Here is a 22,533-nt window from a genome sequence, read left to right as displayed (position 1 = left end):
ACCTGGTGCTCGGCGAGCTGCGCGTCGCGATCGAGTACGACTCCACCGGCCGTCACGGACTCGAGCACGTCGGGCACCGCGAGGAGGCCGACCGGCGGACGGGACCGCGGCCGGAACGGCGGAGGCGGGAGGAGCGGGCGGGCGCGCGGCCGGAGCGGCGGCAGCTGGAGGACTCGATCGAGCGGACGGAGGAGTCGGCGACGCGGCGGGCGCGGATCCGCTCGGGTCGGCGGGTGACGCGGACCCGCGGCCGGTGGGCGACGCGGACATCGGGAGCCCCCGCGCGATCACGGCGGGCGGCGCCAGGAGGACGAAGGAGCCGTCGTCGGGGGCGGCCGTCGGCGCGAGCACCTCGGCGAGCCGGCCGCCGATCATCGGCGCGGCCCGGGGCAGGCGCGGCGAGGCGAGCTCGGCGCAGTCGGGGCACCAGGAGGAGCGGCGCCGCTCCCGGCCGGGACGGTGGCGCTGCTCCTCGGGAGTGGCGACGAAGACGTGTCCGGCGTCGCAGAGCCAGCACAGGTACACGTCGGCCGCGGGCGGGATCTGGCTGAGCACGATGCCCTCGTTGTACTCGGGCCGGTACTGCCGCACCAGGACGGGGTAGGACGCCCAGGCCTCCCGGTAGGTGCCGACCGCGTAGGGGACGTCGGCGCCGCGCGAGAACCGCCGCCTCTGCCACCACCGCCCGATCGCCTCCGCCACCCTCCGCACGCTACGCGCGACCACCGACGCGGAAGCGGCGCCCGCGTGCGCAGGCGGGATCTCGAGACGCCCTCCGGGCTGCTCCATCAGCATGCGCGGCGGAAGGGTCTATCCGCCCGCGCGGCGTGCTCCCGGTCGACTGGGAGCGGCGGAGCCGTCCCTCACCTAGTGAGCGGAGTCCTGCTCGTCGATGTCCGCGATTTCGGCCTCGTCCGGCTTGAAGGTCAGCGAGAACATGGCGATCGCGACGAGCACGACGATGAAGGCGACGCCGAACGAGATGAGCGCGACGACAGGCTCGCGGGTCGAGAGCATGACGACGAGGCCGACGAAGGCCGCCATCACCGCGGAGAAGCCGATGAGCTCGAGCGGGCGCAGGCGGTCCTTGCGGGTCGGCTGGAACGTGCGGGGCGTGAACTCGCCGGGGTCGCGCGCCGGGGCGGAGTCGGCCGCCGAGGCGCGGTCGGCGGGAGAGGCGGGGTCGGGCTGCTGGCCTTCGGCGGTCATCGGTCTCCTCCGGAGGTCGGTGTCGTGGGGGCGACGGGATCGTGTCCGGTGGCTGCGTCGGCGCCGGCGGCCCATTTGAGCGAGAACGCCGCGATGGCGAGGAAGACGGCGACCATCACGGCGTAGGCGCCGAGGAGGCCGACGGTGACGACGGGGTGGGGCGGGAGGAGTCCGAAGGCGGCGCCGAGGAGCATCGTGCCGATGCCGACGATCACGGAGTCGCGGGCGGCGAGGCCCTGACCGCGGCGGCCGCTCGAGAACTCGAGGAAGCCGGAGAGCAGCGCCCAGCCGGCGACGAGGGCGACGAAGGAGAGCAGGTTGGCGACCGGGAGCGCGACGAGCGCCGCGACTCCGGCGACCAGGGTGAGCACCGCGGAGCCGAGGGCGAGCGGGCGGGCCCGGCCGCTCCAGCTGCGGAGCCCGAGGGCGAGCGAGACGGCGCCGGTCGCGATCGCGAAGCCGCCGAAGACGGCGAGGCCGAAGGCTGGCCCGTGGTCGGGCGAGAAGGTGACGACGCAGCCGGCGACCGCCGCGATCACGGCGCGCGCGAGGGGCAGGGTCCACAGGCGGCGGTCGGAGTCGGCGGCGATGGCCACGGTCGAGCCTCTCTGGGATGGAGGGAGAAGGCGTCCGGGAGCGGACGGATGGGCGCGCGACGGCACGGCGACGCGGACTCCACCGATTTTACGCTCCTGCGGCTCCGCCCAGGCCCGGAGCGGGGCCCGGGGCGCGATCCGGGGCGAAGTCGCAGGCGGCTCAGCCGAGCCAGACCTCCTCGACCCGCGGGAACACGGCGTCGGCGGAGAAGCGCTCGCGGAAGCGCGCCCCGGCCTTCTCGACGACCTCGGCACGGGCGTCCTCGTCGGTGATGAGCTCGGTCAGCGCGGCGGCGAGGCCCTCCACGTCTCCGGGCGCGACCACGCGGCCGCAGCCGTCGCCGAGGACCTCGGGGATGCCGCCGACCGCGGTCGAGACGACGGCGGCGTCGCGGGCGAGGGCTTCGAGGATGAAGATCGGCATCGCCTCGTCGCGCGAGGGCAGGACGGCGATGGACGCCTCGTCGAGCAGGGCGAGCAGGCGGGCGTTCTCGAGCGAGCCGAGGAACTCGATCCCCGGGACGCCGCGGTCGACGACCTCCGGCTCGCGGATCGGACCGGCGACCAGCAGGCGCCAGCCCTCCTTGCCCTCGACCTCCGCCCACGCCTTCTGCAGCACGTCGACGCCCTTGCGGTGGCTGACGACGCCGCCGAAGACGACGGTGCGGGTCTTCTCGCGCGGGGTGCCCTGCTCGAGCGCGTTGGGCACGAGGTGCACGCGGTCGGCGGGGACGTAGCGGCGGCAGATCGCCGAGGTCTCCTCCGAGAGCGAGATGATCTCGTCCGCGCTGCGCAGCACGTCCTTCACCAGGCGCGGGTGCGCGGCGGTGAAGGCGGCGAACTCGCTGCCGTGCAGGTGGGCGACCGTGCGCAGGCCCAGGCGGTGCGCGAGGCGGAGGAGGGACCCCTCGCGGAGGAACGAGCCGCGCTCCGAGAGGTGGACGACGATCACGGCGCCGGGCTCGCGGCGCGCGATCGCGACGATGCGGGCGGCGGCGCCGGCGGCCAGGCGGGCCGCGGCGACGTGCTCGCCCGGAGCGGTGCGGGAGGAGATCACCCGGACGTCCGAGCGCTCGAACGGCCAGCGCAGGTACCCGTTGACGACCTGCGTCATGCCTCCGGGGACCTCTCCACTGCGGCCGACGTGGTACACCCGCGTCTTCGGGCCGGCAGGGGCTGCCGCGGCGGCCGGGCGGCTGCGGGGCGGCACGGCGAGCAGCGCCTGGATGTCGTCGCGGACGCCGCGGAGGCGTCCGCGGGCGACGAGCAGCTTCTCGAGCAGCTCGCTCCGGCGGGCGACCACGGCGGAGAAGGTCTCGACGCCGGCGGCCGGGGTCGTCCGGGACATGTCGACGGTGACGTCGTGGATCCCGATGGTCTCGAAGTGGCGCGAGGCCTTCGTCGATCCGTCCATCTGCAGGCTCACCGGGGCCGCGCCCTCGGTGAACGCCATGATGATCACGTGCAGCCGGTCGCTCATCGCGACGCGGGCCGTGCGGTAGAGCTCGCGCAGCAGGATCTCGTGCTCGTCGTGGGTGTGCGCCGGATCCCAGTCGAGGATGTCCGCGTCGAGGTCGGCCGCGAGACGGCGGGAGCGCTCGGCGTCGACGGCGACCTGCGTGACGACGACGATGTCGAGGTCCTCGCGCTCGGCGAAGCCCTTGATCGCGGCCAGCCACTCCTGCTCGGGGTAGGGGCGGGCGTCCACCTCGTGGTCCTCGCGGAGGGAGAGGACCAGCACGCGCCGCTCCTCGTCGGGCTGCGCGGCGAACGCGGTCAGCTCCGCGTCGCTCGAGCCCTCGCCGTAGCCGAGGTCGGGCATGGCGGCGCCGACGCGCATGTAGCCGGCCGTCTTGTCGTCGCGCCAGCGGGTGTAGCTCGAGAGCGCCATCGAGGGCCACATGATCGCGCGGGGCAGCGGGGCGAAGTTGCGGGTGCCCACGCCGGCGCGGATCACGCGGCCGCCGCCGAGGCGCACCAGGGCGATGCCCGGGAGCATCACGAGGTGCTCCTTCATCCCGATCAGGGTCAGCTGGATCTCTCCCGGCTTGAACACCGAGTTCGCCCGGCCGGCGAGGGCCTCGCGGGCGAGCGCCGCGTACCAGCGCAGGAGCGAGCGGTACACCGTGTCGTCCGGGCCCAGGCGCAGGCCGTCGTCGTAGCCCCACGGCGAGTGGCCCACGTAGACGTGGAGCGGACCCGCCTCGCGGAGCCAGTCGAGGAGCTGGCGGCGCAGGATGATGTCGCCGATGTTCTCGTACTGGCCGCGGCCGACGGCGAAGATCGATCGGGCAGGTGTCACGGGCGGGCCTTTCGGAGGGGTTCGCGTGGGGGTGACCGGTGCGGAGCGGGGAGCGTCGCGGGTCTCCCCGGTCGATCCTCCTGCCGCGCTGCCGTCGTGGGCCGGGCCGGCCGGGCTCCGCAGGAGCGGGCTCGGGGCCGATGGCGCCCCGGGCAGACTAGCGCAGGCGGGCTCGGCGGCTCGAGGAGGAGTGCTCGCGTCAACAGCCGTTGGTGACCAGGAAGGCCTTGAGGAACGCGCCGGTCTGGTAGACGTACTGGTTCACCAGGTAGTCCAGGCCCATCGGCTCGCCCGAGGGCACCATCGAGAGCTCGCCGGAGTAGCAGCGCTCGATGATCATCTCGGCGCGCACGAGGTGGGAGGCGTTGGTGATCACGATGACGTGGTCCCAGCCGTACTGCTCGGCCATGTCGCGCAGCTGCCGGGCCTCTCCCTGGGTCGTGAGCGGGTCGGCGGAGTAGCAGAGGACGTCGCCGCCGGGCTCGTTGCACTTCTTGTACTTCTTGGCCTCGTAGGGAGCGTTCATCTCGCCGGGGCCGACCGAGAGCACCATCGTGTCCGTCGCTCCGGAGGTGATGATCCGGCGGGCGAACTCGACGCGCGCCCTCGTGGACGGGCCGAGCACGAAGACCGCGTCCGCCTGCTCGGGGATCGGGTCGATCGGGGGCGTGACGTAGAGCGGGATCCCGGCGCCGAAGAGGGCGAGCACCACGAGGGGGACGAGCAGGAGCCGTCCGATCACGGTGCGAGCGCGGCTCCGGTGGCGTCTCGGGCGCTCCCGGGACGGCGGGGTGGACGGGCGGTCGCCGGTCGCGGTCGTGGCCGTGTCCATCGCGTCCTCCCTCTCGTCGGGACCGCCGCTCGGCCCGCGGCGGGTGATCCGCGACGCGGGTGCGACGGCGATCACCAGTGGACAGCCCATCATCGCAGTGTTTCGGCGCGGGGTCGGCCCGGTGAACGCCCGGTCAATTCTCTCGCCCAGCGGCCCGGCCCGGGGCCGTGTCCAGAGTCGCCGGATAGGGTCGCCGTTCCTCGACCGAGCAGCACTCCCCCTCGTCCATTCCGCGGACGGGCATTCCCGGAGTCTCCTCCCGATCCGACATCCGCCCTCCGATCCGTCGTCGACAGCGCGTGTGACCGTTCCGCGTACACGCATGCGCGGCGGTTCGCCAGTCCTTCAGCGGAATCGCTGATACAAGCCCGACCACCACGCCCGAATGGGGCACTACAACCTGAATCCGTCTCATCCAGCCGTCAGTCGCAAGGCCCGTCTATAGCGTCGGGAGGACCAGCACCACCCCCTTGAGCAGCCCCCTCGAACCGCCCCCGACGCCCCCTCGAAGACCCGGAGCCGATCGTGAATCCTCAGACGACGCCAGACCCGACCCGCCCTCGCCGACGACGCGCACGCCTCTCCCTCACCACCGCTCTGATCGCCGCTCTCGGCATCCTGGTCGCCCCCCTCACGGCGCCCGCCGCCTCCGCGGCCACTCTCGACCCGGGCGCCGGGCAGAGCACCCGGATCCAGGAGACGAACTCCTCGCTGACCTACAGCGGCTCGTGGCGCACGATGACGGGCGGCGACAGCGGCGGCGGGATCAAGTTCCTCAACAGCACCGGCTCCGTCTCGTTCAGCTTCCGCGGCACCGGCTTCAGCTGGGTCAGCCGCACCACCGCCTCCGCCGGCATCGCCACCGTCACGGTCGACGGCGCGAGCACCTCGGTCGACCGGTACACGAAGACCACGGCGTACCAGGTCCCGGTGTTCACGAAGAAGGACCTCGCCGACACCGTCCACACGGTCAAGATCGCCTGGAGCGGCAAGGCCAACAGCTCCGCGAGCGACAAGAACCTCGTCATCGACGCGTTCGACATCACCCGCGCGACTCCCGCCACCGAGGAGCCGACCGACGAGACCGGCGGCGGCGAGGACGACGGCCCCGTGCTCGATCCCTCCGGAGCGACCAGCCTCCTCGTGCAGGAGACCGACCCCGCGCTGCAGTACACCGGCTCGTGGAGATCGATGGCGGGCGGCGACAGCGGCGGCGGGATGAAGTACCTGACCTCCGCCGGATCGGTGAAGTTCACCTTCGTCGGCACGTCGTGGCGCTGGATCAGCCGGAAGACCTCCTCCTCCGGCATCGCCGCGGTCTCGGTCGACGGCGGACCCGTCACCAAGGTCGACCGCTACAGCTCGACCGCGCAGTACCAGGTGCCGGTCTACGAGACGACCGACCTCGCCGAGGGCACGCACACCGTGACCATCTCCTACACGGGGACGAAGAACTCCAAGTCGACCGACAAGAACCTGATCATCGACGCGTTCGTCCTCGCCGAGGACGGCCTCGCGACCGACGCCGTGGAGCTCTCCCCCCTGACCGACGGCTACACCGTCGCCTGGGACGCGCCCTTCAGCTCGCGGGTCGTCTCGTACGACGTGCACCGCTCGAACGAGGACGGCTCCGGCGACACGGTCGTCGGCACCGTCGCCGACCCGGTGCGCCAGTACCGCGACGAGACCGCCGAGGCGGGACGCGCCTACACGTACACCGTCACGGCGACCGACGACGCCGGCCGCGACTCGCGGCTGAAGGAGTCGGCCACCACCTCGGCCGACATCCTCGCCTCCCGCGCCTCGCTGCTCGCGGCCTTCGACTGCCCCGCCGCCACCAAGACGGTGTCGACCTCGGCGCAGCTCGTCACGGCCCTGACCAACCCCTCCTCCGGCGACGTCATCCGCCTGGCCGACGGCGTCTACACCGGCAAGTTCGCCCTCCGCGGCACCGCCGCCCAGCCCGGGTCGATCTGGATCTGCGGCTCGCCCAACGCGGTCCTCACCTCCGGATCCACCTCGAGCGGTACCGCGCTCATCCTGAACACGGTGAGCGACGTCCACCTCGTGGGCTTCTCGGTCCGCAGCTCCTTCCAGGGCATCCAGGTGCTCGCCAGCAAGGGCGTCCAGATGGCCGGCCTGACGGTGAGCGAGATCGGCTACGAGGCGGTTCACTTCCGCAACCAGACCACCGACTCCCTGATCGTCGGCAGCACCATCCGCCGCACCGGCATCGTCTCCGCCAAGTACGGCGAGGGCGTCTACGTCGGCACCTCCGACCGCAACTGGTGCGAGTACAACGACTGCGACCCGGACCGCACGGCCCGCATCGCCGTCGTGGACAACACGATCAGCGACACCGGCGCCGAGCCGATCGAGGCCAAGGAGGGCACCCTCGACGGCGACATCATCGGGAACACGGTCGTCGGCGGATCGCGGCTCGCCTCGGACGTGGTCTCGCTGATCCTCGTCTCGGGCAACGGCTGGCTGGCCGCGGGCAACTCCGCCGCAGGCACCACCACCTACGGCTACCAGGTGATCACCCGCGCCGACGGCTCGGGCAACGACAACACGATCAGCGGGAACCTCGCGCTGAAGACCAGCAACGCGGTGGTCTACCTCCACCAGCCGTCCAACTGGTCCACCAGCGGCAACACGCTGAGCTGCTCCAACTCCGGGAAGGACCTGATCGGGAACGTGGCCTGCACGCCGTGACCTGATCCGCTGCCCGCGCACAGAACCGCCGCCGTCGTCCCCTCGACGGCGGCGGTTCTGCGTGTGCCCGCCTCCCGCCGACCAGGCGGGAGCCGGCGGAGTCGCGCGAGTACGGCGGCTTCTGCGGACTCGCGGGGTGAGCGGGCTCCCGGGAGCCGGTGAGGCACCTGGTCCGGCCACGGCGGGCGCTGGAGAGGGCTGGACGGGCCGGGCAGGTCCCGGGGAGTCGGGCGGGCCCGGACGGCGACGCCGCCTCCTGTCGAGTCCGCGGAAGTGGGCGGAGTCGCGCGCGAGTACCGCGACTTCTGCGGGCACGCGGGGCGAGCGGGCTCGCGGGAGCCGGAGAGGGGCCTGGTCCGGCACGGCGGGCGCTGGAGAGGCTGGAGGGCCGGAGGGACCGGCCGGGCCCCGGAGTGCCCGCGGGCTCCGGACGGAGGCGCTGCCTCCTCCTGCGTCCGCAGAGGTCGGCGTGCTCGCGCGCGAGTACCGCGACTTCCGCGGGCTCGCGGGGTGAGCGGGCTCGCTGGGTCAGCGGGCTCGCGGGGGACGGCCAGACGTCGGAGAGGCCGGCTGAGCCCGGAGAGAGGGCAGCCAGGCCCGGGTGGGCACCGCGCGGGCGGGCACCGCGCGGGCGGGCACCGCGCAGTCCCCGGACGCGGAAGAGCGCACCGCGGCCGGGGCCGGGGTGCGCTCTCCGCAGCGTGCGAGGACGCGATCAGACGATCGCGGGGGCCTTCTGCAGCTTGTGGCGGGCCAGGACGACCGCGCCGACCACGGGGGTGCCGGCGGTCTCGATCCAGTGGACATCGGCGGCGGCCTGGGGCGAGTCGACCTTGCCCTCGATCAGGACGAGGACGGCGCCGTCGGCCACGCCGCGGAAGGTCGGCGACTGCTCGGTCGCGCCGAGAGTGCCGGTGACGATCAGGACGATGTCGTAGACCTTCTCGAGCTCCTCGACCAGCGCGCGGAGGGCGTCGGTCGGCATCGGCGTGCCGGCCTGGGCGCCGCCCGCGGGGAGCAGGTCGACGCGGTCGGTCGAGCGCTTGATGATCGCGTCGTCGAGCGAGGCGGCTCCGGCGAGCACCTCGCGCAGGCCCGGGCGTCCGCCCGAGGCGGAAGCGAGAGCCGAGCCCTCGGCGGTGCCGTCCACGATCACGACGGACGAGCCGAGCACGGCCAGCGCCTTGGCGAGCAGCACCGCGCTGGCGGTGTGCGGGGTCTTCTCGGACGCCGGGGCGATCGCGAAGGAGGAGTACGAGCGGGTGCGCGCGATGGCGGAGAGCTCGAACGCGACGGCCGAGTAGCGGGCCGGGATCTCGGTCGAGTTCAGCATCTCGTCGAGCTTGGTGGCCTTGACCGGGACGATGCCCAGCAGCGGCCGGTCGATCGCGGAGCGGACGTCGTCGCCGCTGCGGAGGCGGCGGTCGAGGGCGGTCATCACGATCGCCACTCCCACGCCGACCACGGCGCCGCCGAGGATGCCGAGCGCGAGCAGGACGAGGATGCCACCGGTGACCGGCAGCTCCGGCGGGAGCGCCTGGCTGAGCACCTGGAGCTGGATCTGCGGGACGGCGACGCCGTTCGTGGTGGTCGTCGGGTCGGCGCCCTTCACGGCCGCGTCGAGCTGGGCGGCGACCGCGTTGGCGATGACCGCGGCCTGCTCGGGCGAGGGGTCGGTGGCCGAGATCGTGATGACCACGGACTCCGGCTCGGCGAGGACGGTCACGCGCTTGGCGAAGTCCTCGATGGGCTCGTCGATGCCGAGGCCGTCGATGACGCCCTGCAGGACGGTGTCCGAGGTGCCGAGGGCGACGGAGGTGACCGTGGCCTGGGAGGCGGCGCTGTTGGCCGCGACCCGGTCCGCGGTCGAGAGGACTCCGGACGAGGAGACCGCGACGTACACGCGTGCGTCCGCCTTGTACTGCGGGAGGAGGACGGCGTTGAGTACCAGGGCCGCCACGGCGCCGAGCAGAGCGAAGGCGACGATGTAGACCCACCTCCGGCCGATGCCGGCGAACAGTCCGTTCAAGGTCATGGTGTGTGGTGTCCCTTTCGTCGACTGCACCGGAGTGCAGGGGGTCTGACTGTAGCGTCGTGATGTGTCGTCCGCGTTGCGCGGAACCGGCCGCGAGGTTTCGCGCGGGAGCGGTGGATCAGAGGTGGGCCTGCAGGAAGGCGAGGATCGCCTTCTTGTTGTTCGGGGTGTTGTTCTGGAGCCCGTGGTGGCCGGAGCCGTCCACGCCGACCTCGGACGCCACTCCGGCGTCCTGCAGGGCGACCTGCATCGCGTCGGCCTGCTCGACCGGGACGAGCTCGTCCTCGGAGGTCAGCCAGATCTGCGGGGCGTCCGTGGAGTCGACCGAGGTGATCGGCGACGCGGGGATGCTCTGCGGGCAGGTCGTCGAGTCGATCTCGTCGCAGTCCAGGTAGGAGAGGATCTGCTCCTTCGCCTCGGGCACCGGCGTGCCCAGCGACATCCCGGTCTCGGTCATGTCGGCGACCGCCGAGAAGGCGACGACCGTCTTGACCCGCGAGCCCTCGGAGAGGGAGCCCTCGCCGAGCGTGCCCATGGTCGCTCCGATGATCGCTCCGGCGGAGCTGCCCATCACGCCGATGCGGGCGGGGTCGAGGCCGAAGCGCGTGACCTGCGCGGGCTCGCGCAGCCACTCCACGGCGGCCTGCGCGTCCTCGATCTGGCCGGGGTACCGGCTGTCCTGGAGGAGGCGGTAGTCGACGGAGACCGAGACGAAGCCGCGCTCGGCGTAGTACTCGCAGAGCTCGGTCATCCCGCCCTCGTCGCGGGCGCCGTCGACGAACCCTCCGCCGTGCAGCATCAGCAGCGCGGGGCGGTCGGTGCCGCCCGCGGTGGGGAGGCAGGCGTCGGCCTTCAGCGAGACGCCGTCGACCGAGCGGTACTCGATCGCCTTCTCCGTCGTGAAGCCGTCGGGCGTGCGGACGGGCTCGGGCTGCGAGGAGCAGCCGGCCAGCCCGAGGGCGACGGCCACGACGGCCGCCAGGACTCCGGCTCTGCGTGCTCGTGTCGTCTTCACTCGTGGGACTCCGCTCTCTTCTTCTCGTGACTGGGGGAGGTGCCGGGCTCATCGGCCGGGACCGCGGCGGGATCGGAGACGACTCCGGGGCCGCGCGCAGGGACGGGCACGGGCTTGCGCCGCTTGCCGGGGCCGCCGAGGGCGGCCGGGGGGACGTAGATCCACTTGACCTTCGAGAGGTAGCGGGTCACGAAGAGCGAGAGGACGACCGCGAGCACCATCACGACCAGCAGCAGCGGCACCTCGAAGCCGCCGATCTCGGAGCGGTCCTCGGGGAGGATCACCCGCAGGATCGTGATGGCGATCACGATGAAGTAGAGGTGCAGCAGGTAGATGTGCAGGCTGCGCTCGCCGCAGATCGTGAAGAAGTTCAGGAATCGCACTCGGGAGAGGGCCCGCGACACGAGGATGCCCATCGCGACGGCGGCCATCTGGCCGGCGAGGGCGAGGAACGGCACCCAGCGGATCGGGAAGAGGAAGAGCACCGCGCTCAGCACGACGAAGACCGGAGTGACGTAGAGGAACGCGCGGCTCCCCTTCTGCTCGACGAAGTCGATGATCCTCTTCGAGTAGAGCGTGCCCACCAGGAAGAAGACGAACAGGGCGCCGATGCGGTTCCAGCCCACGTTGGTCGTGTTGAGGAGACCGGTGGTGAACATCGTCCCCATCACCGCGGCGAGGGCGACCTGCACGCGGTGGTCGACCTTGCGCAGGAGCCACGCGCCGAGCGTGAAGAGGACGAGGCCGTAGATGAACCAGTAGCTGCTGCTGGGCCAGAAGAACAGCAGGAGCAGGTTGAGCGGGTCGGTCGCGGGGAGCTCGCCGAGTCCGCCGTTCGCGAGCGGCACGACCAGGTAGAAGGCCATGCGGATCACGGACCAGACCACGTAGAGCCAGAGCAGTGGGTACAGCCTGCGGCGCCAGAGGTCGCCGAAGCTCCAGGTGCGGATGCGCGAGCCGAAGAGACCGGACACCAGGAAGAAGAGGGGCATCGGGAACAGCTCGAACACGACCTTGATGCGGCCGAGAGTGTTCTCGACCCCGATGTCACCGAGGTACAACGACGTGTGGTAGTACACGACCATCAGGATGGCGGCACCCTTGGCGAAATCCACCCATTCGCGTCGGGCCCCGCCCGCAGGCTTCAGCAGCTTCATTCTCTCCCCCTTGTGCCCGGTCGTACCGCTCGTGAATTCCATCCGAGGTGAACAAGGCTCAGAGAAGGACGCAGGCTCGGTCGCAGAATGCGACCGAGGATCAAGACTAAGGGTGTATCGTCCGCGCCGCACATTCGACGGAATAGTGACGAGGACTCGATTGCCGGAAAGCGCACTCCGGCCTCTCCGCTCACCATGGAGACGACGGTCACCGGCGTCCGTTCCCGGCGCTCATCGCCGCACGGTAGAGCGCGGGCGCCGCGGCGGCGAGCCCGAAGAGGACGGAGCGCTTGAGGTCGCGCCGGCGCACGAGCGCGACCAGGTGCCGGAGTCCCGCCTCGTCGTGCGCGGCCCGCCAGAGCCGGTCGGCCTCCTCGGGGCTGTGCGCGCCCGAAGTGGCGTCCTTGAAGCGGGAGAGCAGGGAGAAGCGCGCGCGGTAGTAGGAGTAGTCCTGCGAGTCGAGGATGCGCGGGTCGAGCCCGCGGGCCGTCCGCTCGATCACGGCGGCGAGCCCGGCGAGCGAGTCGGCGCGCTTCGCGCCCGAGCGGATGATCGAGCCGGAGCGGAGGCGGTACTCGTAGACGGAGTCGGGGACGACGACGACCTCGTCGGCCGCGGCGAGCAGCTGCGCGACCTGCGCCTGGTCCGAGTGCTGGCGGATCCGCGTGAAGTCGATGCCGTCGAACAGCTCGCGGCGGAACAGCTTGTTCCAGAGGTGCCCGGTCAGCTCCCCGACCAGGAGCGCGGTGAAGGCGCCCCGGCCCGAGAGCGCGAGCGGGCCGCGCAGGGAGCCGACGGGCGTGGATCCGGTGGCGTCGACCGTGACCGCCTGGGCGACCACCACGTCGGCGCGGCCCGCCTCCCCCGCGGTGAGCATGGCCTCGACCGCGGTCTCCGGCCACTCGTCGTCGGCGTCGACCAGCCAGACCCATTCGCCGGCGGCCTCGCCGACAGCGCGCTCGCGAGCGGCGGCGACGCCCTGGTTCTCGTCCTGGCGGAGGTAGCGGATCCGCTCGTGCTCCTCGGCGAACGCGCGGCCGATCGCCTCCGTCCCGTCTGTCGAGGCGTCGTCGACCACGAGGATCTCGAGCTCGGCGTGGGTCTGCCGCAGCAGGCGCTCCAGGGCGGAGGCGAGGTGCGCCTCCTCCTGGTGCGCCGGGACCACCACCGAGACGAGGGTCACTTCTGCCCCACGACCCGGCGGAGCACCGTCTCGAGGTCGCGGCCGCTCGACTCCAGCGAGAAGCGGTCGAGCCAGCGGTCGATGCCGGTGATCTCGAGCTCGCTCGCGCGGATCAGCGCGTCGGCGAGGTCGGAGGCGGAGGGGGTGAGGGCGAGCTCGCCGGTCAGGCCGGGGACGATCGCGTCCGCGACTCCGAGCGCCCCGGACACGGCGACCGAGGGGACGCCGGCGGCGGCCGCCTCGACCAGCACGTTGCCGAAGCCCTCGCGCAGCGACGGGAGCAGCACGACGGCGTTCTCGTCGAAGTGGTGGAACCAGTCCTCGACCCAGCCCATGTCCTGGAAGTCCACGCCGCGCGCGGTAGCCTCCGCCTTCATGCTGCCGAGCAGCGGGCCGCCGCCGAAGGAGACGACCTTCGCGGGGATGCCGCGGCGCTCCAGCTCCTCGGCCGCGAGGATCGCGAGCTCGGGGCGCTTCTGGACGACGAGGCGGCAGGGCAGCACGATCTGCAGGCCCGCCGCAGTGCCGGGGGTGCGCGAGACCTGGCGGGAGCGGTCGACCTTGGCGGTCGCCGGGTTCGGCACGACGGTGCAGCGCTCGCCCGAGACGCCGAAGCCGGCGACGAGCTCGCCCGCGACGGGGTGCGAGATCGCGATGACGTGGTCGGCGCGGCGGTAGAGCGTCTTGGCGAGCCCGAGCTGCACCTTCTGCGTCCTCGAGAAGCCCGGGATGCCGAGCGAGACGAGGTTGCGCTCGCTCACGATGGTCTTCGGGCGGTCCGCATTCGCGGTCATCTCGGCCGACGCCAGGAGCACGATGTTCGGGTAGCCCTGCAGGGCGACCGCGACGTCGGGGGTGCGGCGGCGGAACAGCTCCTTGAGCATCCGCGCCTTGCCGACGTGGCCCTTGCCCTCGCCGATGCGGTGCAGCACCGCGCCCTCGGGGAGGTACTCGTCGGTGCCCTTCACCGAGGTGGTGACCACGTCGACGTGGTGGCCCTGCTCGAGGAGCCAGCCCATCCAGGTGCGGGCGACGAACTCGGCCCCGCCGCCGTGCAGCGACGTGACGACGAACATGATCCGCATGCGCGATCCCTTCTCCTGCGCCGCGCTCATCGCACGACCTCCGCGCCGAGGCCGCGGGTGTTGAGCGCCGAGAGGCGGCGCACCTCGGGCATGGCCGCGTCGATGGTGGCGCGCACGCCGCCATCGCCCGGCTCGGCGAGGATGCGGTCGATCACCGGGAGGACGCGGTCGGCGAAGCCGGGGACCGGCTCGACGCACAGCTGCGGCAGGCCGATGAGGCGCATGATGCCTTCGACCTTGCCCTGGGTGGCGAGGGTGATCGCGGGGACGCCGAGCGAGAGCGACATGATCGCGAGGTGCATGCGGCCGGTGACGGTCAGCAGGGCGTCCTCGGCGAGGCCGCGGATCTCGGCGGGCATGAGCACGCGGTCGACGACGGTGACGCCCTCGGATCCCACGCGCTCGGCGACCGCGCGGACGGCCACCTTGTCGTCGCCGATGGGGCGGGAGACGTGCGGGAGGAGCACGACGTGCACGCCGGCGGCGCGGAGGCGGTCGACGATGCGCTCGTACTCCGGCACCTGGTCGACCATGCCGGCGACGAGGGCGCTCGCGTTCACGAGCGCGAAGGGGACGCCCTCGGGCAGTCCCAGCCCCTCGCGGAAGCTGCGGTCGCGGGTGCGCGCCGAGAAGACGATGTCCGTGACCTCCTCGACGCGCTGCACGCCGATGCTCCGGGCGCGCTCCGCCGAGAGCGGATCGCGGAGCATCGGGACGACGCCGGCGCGGGAGGCGGCGATCAGGGAGCGGCGGGCGGCGAGGCGGGCCGCCGCGTTCCAGGAGAAGCCGAGGATGCGCGTGGGCACCCCTGCCTCGGCGGCCGCCTGCGCGAGCAGGGAGCGGCGGACCGAGCCGCGGAGGCTGTACTTGCCGTCCATCATGTCGGCGCCGACGACCGAGACCGAGCGGGCGCGGCGGATCAGCGCGGCGTAGGCGCGGAGGTCGGCGGCGTGCGCGTCGCCCACTCCGTAGACCAGGTGCGGGAGCTCGACGACCTCGACCCGGTCGGCCTGCTCCTCGGGGATCACGACGTCGCCGGCGTAGCGCTGGACGACCACGACAGGACCGGTGGTGTTCTCGAGGAACGCCTCCAGCATCGCCTGGTCGCCGATGTTGCCGCTGCCGGGAGCGGCGATCACGAGGTGCGACTCGGGCTCGGGTCGGAGGTCCGCGAGGGCGGCGCGGAGCACCGCCGCGTCGCGGCGGGCGGGCAGGCGGGTCGTCGTGACGAAGTCCTTCTTCCAGGACTTGACGACGCCGAGCTTGAGTTTCATCGATCTCTTTCGGTGGGGGGAACGGCGGCGGGAGGCCGCTCGGAGTCGGGGGTGCCGGCCGTGACGGCTCCGTCGACCAGCGCGCTGTCACCGGTGGGGCTGGTGGCGTCGACCGTGGCCGGGGCGGGAGCGGCGGCCGGGCGGCTGCGGCGGAAGTGGCGGCGCAGGTCGGCGAGGCCGAGGATCTGGCGGCGGAACGCGGGGAGGATCAGCATCCAGAGCCCGACCCCGACCAGGACGGCGGCACCGCCCACGAGGAGGCGGAGGACGGGCTGGTCGGCGGCGATCCAGACGGTGGAGAAGTAGGAGCCGACCGTGATCGAGCCGAACGCGATGCCGCTGCGGAGGCCGTTGGTGAACATCTCGCGGGCGGGGGCGTCGGAGGTGCGGCCGATCCAGATCAGCGCGATCGGCCAGGTGAGGGCGAGCGAGCCGGCGTACGCGACCGCGACGCCCGTCACTCCCCAGTTGGAGCCGAGCAGGATCAGGACGACCATCAGCGGGCGGGTCGCCAGGCTGTACCAGACGCTCTGGCGCACGAGGCCCTTGGAGAGGAACACCCACCAGGAGCAGTACGCGGTGGCCTGGAAGAACCCGGCCACGAGCAGGATCTGGAAGATCGGGACCGAGGCGAGCCAGCGCTCCCCCAGCAGGATCCGGATGACCGAGTCGGACTGGGAGCCGAGGACGGCGAGCACGAGGCCCATCACCGTCAGCATCGCCGACTGGCCGAAGAGGATGAACGTGCGGAACCGCTCGCGCTCGTCCTGCAGCTTGGAGAGCACGGGCAGGGCGACGCGCTGCGCCGGGGCGTTGAGCTGCTGCAGCGGCAGCATCATCAGCTGGAACGCGCGGTTGTAGAGGCCCAGGTCGACCGGGCCGAAGCGCGCGCCGATGATGACGGAGTCGACGTTCTTGCTCGCGTAGGTCAGCGCCTGGGTGGCGAAGACCCCGCCTCCGTAGCGGAGGAAGTGGCCCATCGCCTCGCCGCGGCGGTAGCGGCCGGGACGCCAGCCCGTGATGAAGACCAGCATCAGCACGCCGATGAGCGGCTGCACGACCTGGCTCGCGGCCAGCGCCCAGTAGCCGGCGCCGCCGAGCGCCATCAGCACGCCGACCACGAGGCCCAGCACCTGGCCGACGATGTCGACCAGGGTGAGCTTCACGAAGCGGAGGTGCCGGGCGAGGTCGGCGCGGAACTGCGTCGAGATCCCGTTGAGGAGGAACGTCGAGGAGAGCACGACGGTCAGCAGCTGGAGCCGGTCGTCGCCGTAGAGGGCGGCGATCGGCCACGAGGCCGCGATGACCAGCAGGGTGAGGGTGAGGCCGATGCCCGCGTTCATCCAGAACAGGTTGCTCTTCTGGCCCGGTGTGATCTCCTTCGCCTGGATGGCGGCGGAGGAGAGGCCGAAGTCGCGGAAGATCTCGCCGATGCCGATGATCGCCGTGACCATCGCGAGCAGGCCGTAGTCGGCCGGCGCGAGCAGGCGCGCGAGGACGACGATGCTGCCCAGCTGGACGGCGATGCGGATCGCCTGCCCACCGATGGTGACGGCGGCGCCGCGGCTCGCCGAGCGGCCGAGGCTCGGGGACGGCTTCTGCGTGGTCCCGGTCATCGGGTCGAGCCCTTCTTGGTGGCGATCGCGCCCTCGTAGGCCTTCTTGAGCTGGAGTCCGAGCACGTCCCAGTCGCGCCCGGAGAGGGCGGGGAGCCCCTCCGGCGGACGGGTGCGCGTGCGCTCGAGGGCGGAGGTGATCAGCTCGGGCGTGAGATCGCCGTCGTACTCGATCACCCAGTCGCTGCCGACCTCCTCGGCCAGGGCCGTGTTGGTGGGCGTGCGCGGCACCAGGATCGGCCGGCCGAGCGAGAGGGCGACCAGGATCGAGCCGGAGTTGTGCATCTCGCGGTAGGGCAGGACGATCAGCTCGGCCCGGCCGATCTCGTCGACCATCTCGGCGTCGTCGACCCGGCGGAGCGTGGTGCGCACCCGGGAGTCGCGGGCGGCCCGCTCCTCGACCAGCTCGCGCTGGCCCGTGCTGGGGCTGCCGACCACGTGCAGGGAGAGGGAGTCGTCCTCCACGCCGCGGAACACGTCCATCAGCTCGACGACGCCCTTGTACGGGCGGATGATGCCGAAGTAGAGGACGCGGCCGTGCTCGCGCTCGGGCAGCGGGTGCTGGGCGAACTGGTCGCGGTAGTGGCCGTGCAGCACGGTGACGGCGGGCGCCCGGCCGGGAGTGACGGTCGTGGGGTTCAGGCGGACGAACAGGTCGGTCGCGCGGTCGATCCGGGCCAGCGAGCGGCGCTCGGCGGCGGGACCGAGCTCGTGCGGGTGCAGGTTGTGCACCGTGCGCACGAGCGGGATGCGCTGGAGTGCGAGGCGCACCAGCAGCACGTCGAGGGCGCGGCGGCGCAGGAAGCGGTGCAGCGGGCTGCGGCCGCGGATCATCAGCTCGGGCCAGTGCACGTGCAGCACGTCGTAGTCGGCGAGCAGGGCGCTGCGCCAGGAGAAGAACAGCAGCTCGACGCCGGGCGCGAGGCCGTCGACGATCGAGTCGACGTACTGCGTGGTCGAGTCCGGCGGCGCGAGCGACTGCTGGACGACGAGCGCGGCCGGCGACGAGTCGTTCCTGCGGGAGCGGCGGCTCACCGGTCGCCCCGCATCCCGACGGCCATCGGCGCGTCGAAGATCCGCGCCCCGAGAGGCTGGCGCATCCGGATGCCCTTCGAGAAGTCGGGGACGTGCACCGGGTTCAGGCAGATGATGACGAGGAAGCCCAGGAGCAGGTGGCTGGGGCGGACCGCGTCGATGGCGTTGTAGCCGGCGAGGCAGACCATGAAGCCGAGCAGGCCGGCCGCGGGGCCGACGTCGCGACGGCTGAGCGTGGCGCCGAACATCGCGGCCACCATGATCACGAAGAACAGCAGGCCGGGGATGCCGACGCTGATCAGCAGCTGCAGGAACGAGTTCTCGATGACCACGTCCGAGAACCGCCTGCCGCTGATGCCGGACGTCGCCGCTCCGGAGCCGAGCCAGTGCGTGAGCTCGGCCGCCTTCAGCGACACGGTCACCGCGAGGTCGCGGGCGCCGGCCGAGATGGAGGCGTCGAGGTTGTTGTTGCGGGCGGTGACGGGCTCGAAGTTCAGGACTCCGACGCCCGCGATGAGGCCGGCGATCAGGATCGAGCCGGGCCGGAGCAGCGAGCGGTCCGGGTTGAGGAAGCCGACGGCGACGAGCGCGACGACGACCGCGACGGCGATGGCCGCCATCGGTCCGCGCGAGACGGTCGCGACGACACCGCCCGAGGCCAGGATGCCCAGCAGCAGGTCCGACTTGCGGGAGCCCTGGAGCCAGGAGCCGAAGGCGAGCCCGGCGCCCACGGTGAGGAAGGTGCCGGCGAGCAGCGGGTGTCCGAAGGTGATCTCGGCGCGGTAGAGCGACCAGTGCTGGTCCTGCTCGTAGCCGAGGGCGCCGTAGACGGCACCGAGGATCGGGGAGCTCTGCGCGACCAGCTCGAGGGCGGCGTAGAGGGCGAGCAGCCCGGAGAGGATCACCCACGTCTTGCGCAGCAGCACGGCCTCGCGCTGGGCGTCGAAGACGAGCATCGGCACGCCCACGCAGATCGCGAAGCTGAACAGCCACGAGACGCCCTCGCTCGCGAAGGAGCCGCGCACCGTCGCCACGGCCGACCAGAGCATGAGGGCGATGAACGCGAGGATCACCACGGCCCGCCACGGGGAGAGCACGAGCTCGCGGGTCCACGCCTTGACGGGGGCGCGCCACAGCTCGGGAGCGAGCCCGCGCCGGATCGCCCAGATCACGAGGATGACCGCCCAGAGCGTCATGCGGAATGTCAGGGTCGAGGGGGTGAGCGGCGTCGGGACGAGCGCGAAGAACGCGAGCGCCATCGCCGGCAGCCAGTGCGCGGGGACCCGCAGCAGAACGTAGGCGCCGACGATGCCGCCGACTCCGGCGGCGATCACCAGGAGGCCGGTGGCCGGCTCCCGGGTCGAGAAGATGTACCCCATCCCGAGGACGATCACCAGGGCGACCGAGAAGAGCGCGCCGACGAGGAGTCGTCGCGGGAGGATGTCGATCACGTCAGGGAGTCCTTCTGGCGTCGGAGCGGAGTGGTGGAGGAGGGGGCGGGCGGTGCGGCGCTCACGGGAGTGGTCCCGTCGGCCTCGATGAGGATCGCGATGCCCTCGCGAGCCGCCTCTCGGCGGCTGGGACGCCTGCGATGCCGTGCCCTCCTCCTCCACTGCTCGACCCTGGCGCCGACCCCCGGGGAGGAGGGGTCGCGTCGGTCCTGCCGCGGATCAGGCGGGGCCCTCCTGGAGCCAGCGGCGGAAGGTCTCGACCGAGTCCTTGTTGGTGGTGGTCGGGACGATGTGGCCGCCCTGGTAGCCGTCGCTGCTGTGGTACGCGATCGTCGCCTCCTTGGCGACGGGCAGCGCCAGGCGGCGGAGACGTCCGCCGTGGAGCTCGGCGGGAGCGAGCTGGTCGGCCGTGCCGGCGCTGACGCGCAGGCGGATGCCCTTCCACGCGTCCTGCGGCAGCCGGGCGGGGTTGGTCGCGCGCATCAGCGCCCGGTCTCCGCCGTACACCGCGAGGACGCGGTTCGGCTGGGTGTCGTCGCGCGCCGCGAGGTCCTCGACGTCGAAGACGCTGCTGGCGTGGTACGCCCCGTAGATGTTCGGCACCATCTTCTTCGCGTAGGCCCAGCACATCATCGCTCCGCCGCCGGAGTTCGAACGGAGGAAGCTCGCGCGGACGTTCCAGAGGCTCTGCACCCAGGCCGTGGCCGCCGTCTGCACGGCGAGCGCGGTGGGGTTGGTGTAGTTGCTCGGGCCGCCGAAGTCGGGGCTGATGCTGACGAAGCCCAGGTCGACGAGCGGATCCGCCGAGTAGCTGTACGCGTTGTCGAGGGCTTTGTAGCTGCTGCCGCTGGCGTGGTAGAACCAGGCGACCGGCACCGAGGAGCCTGAATTCGGCTTCGCCGAGTGCGGGACGAAGAGACGGGTGGAGTCGTTGCCGATCTTGACGTCGATGATCTCGTACGGCTTCCTTCCGTTCCTCGAGATCGCGGTGTCGAGGCGCGAGACCTCGCCCGGGAGCTTCGGGATCACGCTGTAGTTCGGCGCGGCGAGCGCCGGGGTCGCTACGAGAGCGGAGGCGGTCGCGGCGGCTCCGACAGCGGAGGCGGCGAGCAGGAGGCGGCGCGAGAGGCCGCGCGGGGTGTCAGTCATATCGAGAATCCTTCGGAGCTTTCGCCATCAGTGTCGAGTCGGCCGACCATTCCGAATTCGACGCACATGAAGTGACGTCCGGCCCCCCAACCCATTCGAGAGTGTACGGGCCGCGGATGACGCGTGGATGTCGTTCTCATCACGTCTGGTCGCTCGGGCGGGGATCAGCGGGAGGAGGGGAAGAGTCGGCGGGAGAGGCCCGAGGACTTCTCGGCCGTCTCGTGCACCACGAAGGGCACGGCGGAATCGGCGGAGACGACCCGCCTCGCCGCGGCGAGTTCGAGCGTCTCGCGGGAGAGGCCCTCGATGTCGACGGTGACCGCGAGGCCGGAGTCGGCCAGGCGCGTGGCGATCTGCACCTGGTGGTCGTCGACGTGCTCGCCGAACGAGGCGCGGCGCGGGACCAGGATCGGCACCCGGCCCTGCTCGATGGCGCTGAGCGCGGTGCCCACTCCCCCGTGCGCGATGACGACGTCGGCCGCCTTCATCGCGGCGTTGAGCTCGTCGTGCGGCACGGAGTGGCGGCCGTCGATCCCGAGCCCGGAGACGTCGTTCGCTCCGGTCTGCCAGAGCACCTCCACGCCCTCGAGCAGCGGCGCGAGCGCGGCGAAGAAGCGGGGGAAGGGGTAGCCGTCCTGCGTGCCGACCGAGACCACGGCGCGGCGGATCGGCTGCGGGACGACGTCCTCGACGCGGTAGGTGTCGAAGATCGAGCCGCCGAAGCTCCAGCGGTCGTCGGCCCAGGAGCGGTACTGGGTGTAGGTCGAGACGGCGGGGACCCGGGCGAGGATCCGACCGGTCATCGACGGGCCGAGCACGCGGGCGGCGCTCTCGATGTAGTGCGCGGGGATGCCGCGCGAGGCCGCGAGCGGCAGGAAGGAGAGGGCGGGGCTGGCGCCGGTGCTGAAGACGGCGTCGAAGGACCCGCGGGCCAGCAGGGAGCGGCCGATCATCGCGTTGCGGAGCACCGGCACCACGGCGCGGGGCGGCGGATCGGCGAGGTGGGTCACGCGCCGGTCGGCGAGGAGGGTGCGGCTGAGGGCGCTGTCGACGGTCGCCCAGTGCTGCTCCTCCGGGTCGACTCCGAGGAGCCCCGAGAGGGCGAACATCTCCTTGAGATGCCCGCCGCCGGAGCAGACGAAGAGATACGAAGCCATACGCGCCTTCACTGGTGATGATCGAGATAACAGGCGTGTGGATGATCGATCGTCCGCCGAGAACGACCCCCCGGTCCCTGGTGCAGAAGTCGCCCGATCATAGCAGGGAGGGTCTCCGAGGGGCACTTCTCTGAGAGAACTGTTCACCTCGCCGGAAAGCGATAGGGGCTCATTCGACAGGCGATATCCGCTCACTTCTCCGGAGGGTGGAAAGCGATATCCGCTCGACTCGGGGATGACCGGGAACGCCCATCGAGCGCTCGATACCGGACTGGCCGATTCCCGTCGATCACCTGCACCGCACGGGCCGCGCGCGTAGCGTCGGACCACCGGCGCAGAGGCCGGTCGACCCAGGAGGAGCGCCATGAGCGACAACGAGCAGAACAGCCCCGTGATGGACGGAGCCGAGGACGCCAGCAACGACGAGAAGCTCGGCGGCCTGATCGACCAGGTCGAGCACGACCACGGAGCCGAGGGCGCCGGCGCGATGGCCGACGCGCTCCGCGACCGCGCCGACGAGACCGACACCGAGATCACCGAGGAGTCGGACGCGTCCGGGCCGGTCGAGGACAGCGGCACCGCCCAGGTCTGAGCGACGGGGCCCGGAGGACGACTCCGGGCCCCGATCCCGGATCGCCGGGGTGAGCGAGCAGCCCGGAAGCGCCGGTGGAGCCTCCGGATCGCTCGCGAGAGCGGCCCGGCGAGCGCCGCCCCACCCCCAAA

At 72.1% G+C, this 22,533-nt stretch carries 17 protein-coding genes and 1 pseudogene; 2 read left to right on the top strand and 16 right to left on the bottom strand.

The window, feature by feature from the left end; all coding sequences use genetic code 11:
• The 5 genes and pseudogenes from C5D66_RS17520 to C5D66_RS12680 all read right to left on the bottom strand — a co-directional run.
• Nucleotides 1-702 (bottom strand): annotated as a pseudogene (locus tag C5D66_RS17520) (hypothetical protein); the annotation flags it as partial.
• A 165-nt stretch (nt 703-867) separates the two neighbouring features.
• Nucleotides 868-1,209: a hypothetical protein gene (locus tag C5D66_RS17515; protein ID WP_258059918.1), complete on the bottom strand. Its 342-nt coding sequence runs from the start codon at nt 1,207-1,209 to the stop codon at nt 868-870.
• Nucleotides 1,206-1,805, bottom strand: a complete 600-nt coding sequence (locus C5D66_RS12690) for a DUF308 domain-containing protein (protein ID WP_104255875.1) — start codon at nt 1,803-1,805, stop codon at nt 1,206-1,208. The genes C5D66_RS17515 and C5D66_RS12690 overlap by 4 nt, the downstream gene beginning before the upstream one ends.
• A 160-nt stretch (nt 1,806-1,965) precedes the next feature.
• Nucleotides 1,966-4,107 carry a glycosyltransferase gene (locus C5D66_RS12685; RefSeq protein WP_104255874.1) on the bottom strand — a complete coding sequence of 714 codons (2,142 nt, stop codon included), beginning with the start codon at nt 4,105-4,107 and terminating at the stop codon, nt 1,966-1,968.
• A gap of 199 nt (nt 4,108-4,306) precedes the next feature.
• Nucleotides 4,307-5,029, bottom strand: a complete 723-nt coding sequence (locus C5D66_RS12680; RefSeq protein WP_181028741.1) for a YdcF family protein — start codon at nt 5,027-5,029, stop codon at nt 4,307-4,309.
• 435 nt (nt 5,030-5,464) lie between these two features.
• On the opposite strand from C5D66_RS12680, the gene C5D66_RS12675 reads away from it, so the two are divergent.
• A complete protein-coding gene (locus C5D66_RS12675) occupies nt 5,465-7,654 on the top strand; it encodes a hypothetical protein (RefSeq protein ID WP_104255872.1) in 2,190 nt (729 codons plus the stop codon).
• Nucleotides 7,655-8,369: 715 nt separating this feature from the next.
• On the opposite strand, the gene C5D66_RS12670 is transcribed toward C5D66_RS12675, so the two are convergent.
• From C5D66_RS12670 to C5D66_RS12620, 11 genes are all read right to left on the bottom strand, one after another.
• Nucleotides 8,370-9,689 carry a Wzz/FepE/Etk N-terminal domain-containing protein gene (locus tag C5D66_RS12670; RefSeq protein WP_104255871.1) on the bottom strand — a complete coding sequence of 440 codons (1,320 nt, stop codon included), beginning with the start codon at nt 9,687-9,689 and terminating at the stop codon, nt 8,370-8,372.
• A 118-nt stretch (nt 9,690-9,807) separates the two neighbouring features.
• Nucleotides 9,808-10,704, bottom strand: coding sequence for an alpha/beta hydrolase (locus C5D66_RS12665; protein ID WP_104274124.1), 897 nt, complete (start codon nt 10,702-10,704; stop codon nt 9,808-9,810).
• Complete coding sequence (locus C5D66_RS12660) at nt 10,701-11,861, bottom strand: acyltransferase family protein (protein ID WP_159940775.1); 1,161 nt, start codon at nt 11,859-11,861, stop codon at nt 10,701-10,703. The genes C5D66_RS12665 and C5D66_RS12660 overlap by 4 nt, the downstream gene beginning before the upstream one ends.
• Nucleotides 11,862-12,069: 208 nt before the next feature.
• Entirely contained in the window at nt 12,070-13,044 is a 975-nt protein-coding gene (locus tag C5D66_RS17220) for a glycosyltransferase family 2 protein (RefSeq protein WP_104260674.1), read from the bottom strand.
• Nucleotides 13,041-14,159, bottom strand: coding sequence for a glycosyltransferase (locus C5D66_RS12650; RefSeq protein WP_104255868.1), 1,119 nt, complete (start codon nt 14,157-14,159; stop codon nt 13,041-13,043). Before C5D66_RS12650 ends, C5D66_RS17220 begins: the two co-directional genes overlap by 4 nt.
• A complete protein-coding gene (locus C5D66_RS12645) occupies nt 14,156-15,403 on the bottom strand; it encodes a polysaccharide pyruvyl transferase family protein (protein WP_104233543.1) in 1,248 nt (415 codons plus the stop codon). The genes C5D66_RS12650 and C5D66_RS12645 overlap by 4 nt, the downstream gene beginning before the upstream one ends.
• Complete coding sequence (locus tag C5D66_RS12640) at nt 15,400-17,019, bottom strand: lipopolysaccharide biosynthesis protein (protein ID WP_104255867.1); 1,620 nt, start codon at nt 17,017-17,019, stop codon at nt 15,400-15,402. Before C5D66_RS12640 ends, C5D66_RS12645 begins: the two co-directional genes overlap by 4 nt.
• Nucleotides 17,016-18,053, bottom strand: coding sequence for a glycosyltransferase (locus C5D66_RS12635; protein ID WP_104255866.1), 1,038 nt, complete (start codon nt 18,051-18,053; stop codon nt 17,016-17,018). The genes C5D66_RS12640 and C5D66_RS12635 overlap by 4 nt, the downstream gene beginning before the upstream one ends.
• Complete coding sequence (locus tag C5D66_RS12630) at nt 18,050-19,504, bottom strand: O-antigen ligase (RefSeq protein ID WP_104249974.1); 1,455 nt, start codon at nt 19,502-19,504, stop codon at nt 18,050-18,052. Before C5D66_RS12630 ends, C5D66_RS12635 begins: the two co-directional genes overlap by 4 nt.
• Nucleotides 19,505-19,723: 219 nt before the next feature.
• The gene (locus C5D66_RS12625) at nt 19,724-20,653 is read right to left on the bottom strand and encodes a S9 family peptidase (RefSeq protein ID WP_104237956.1); all 930 of its coding nucleotides are present in this window, start codon (nt 20,651-20,653) and stop codon (nt 19,724-19,726) included.
• Nucleotides 20,654-20,817: 164 nt separating this feature from the next.
• Nucleotides 20,818-21,810, bottom strand: a complete 993-nt coding sequence (locus tag C5D66_RS12620; protein ID WP_104260670.1) for a glycosyltransferase — start codon at nt 21,808-21,810, stop codon at nt 20,818-20,820.
• 364 nt (nt 21,811-22,174) lie between these two features.
• Between C5D66_RS12620 and C5D66_RS12615 the strand changes: the two genes are divergently transcribed.
• A complete protein-coding gene (locus C5D66_RS12615) occupies nt 22,175-22,402 on the top strand; it encodes a hypothetical protein (RefSeq protein WP_104222474.1) in 228 nt (75 codons plus the stop codon).
• Nucleotides 22,403-22,533: the final 131 nt, after the last annotated feature.

Origin of the sequence: Rathayibacter sp. AY1B4 (genome assembly GCF_002932815.1) — a bacterium.
In the GTDB taxonomy this organism is placed as follows: Bacteria; Actinomycetota; Actinomycetes; order Actinomycetales; family Microbacteriaceae; genus Rathayibacter.
This window is presented reverse-complemented; position numbering and strand designations above follow the sequence as displayed.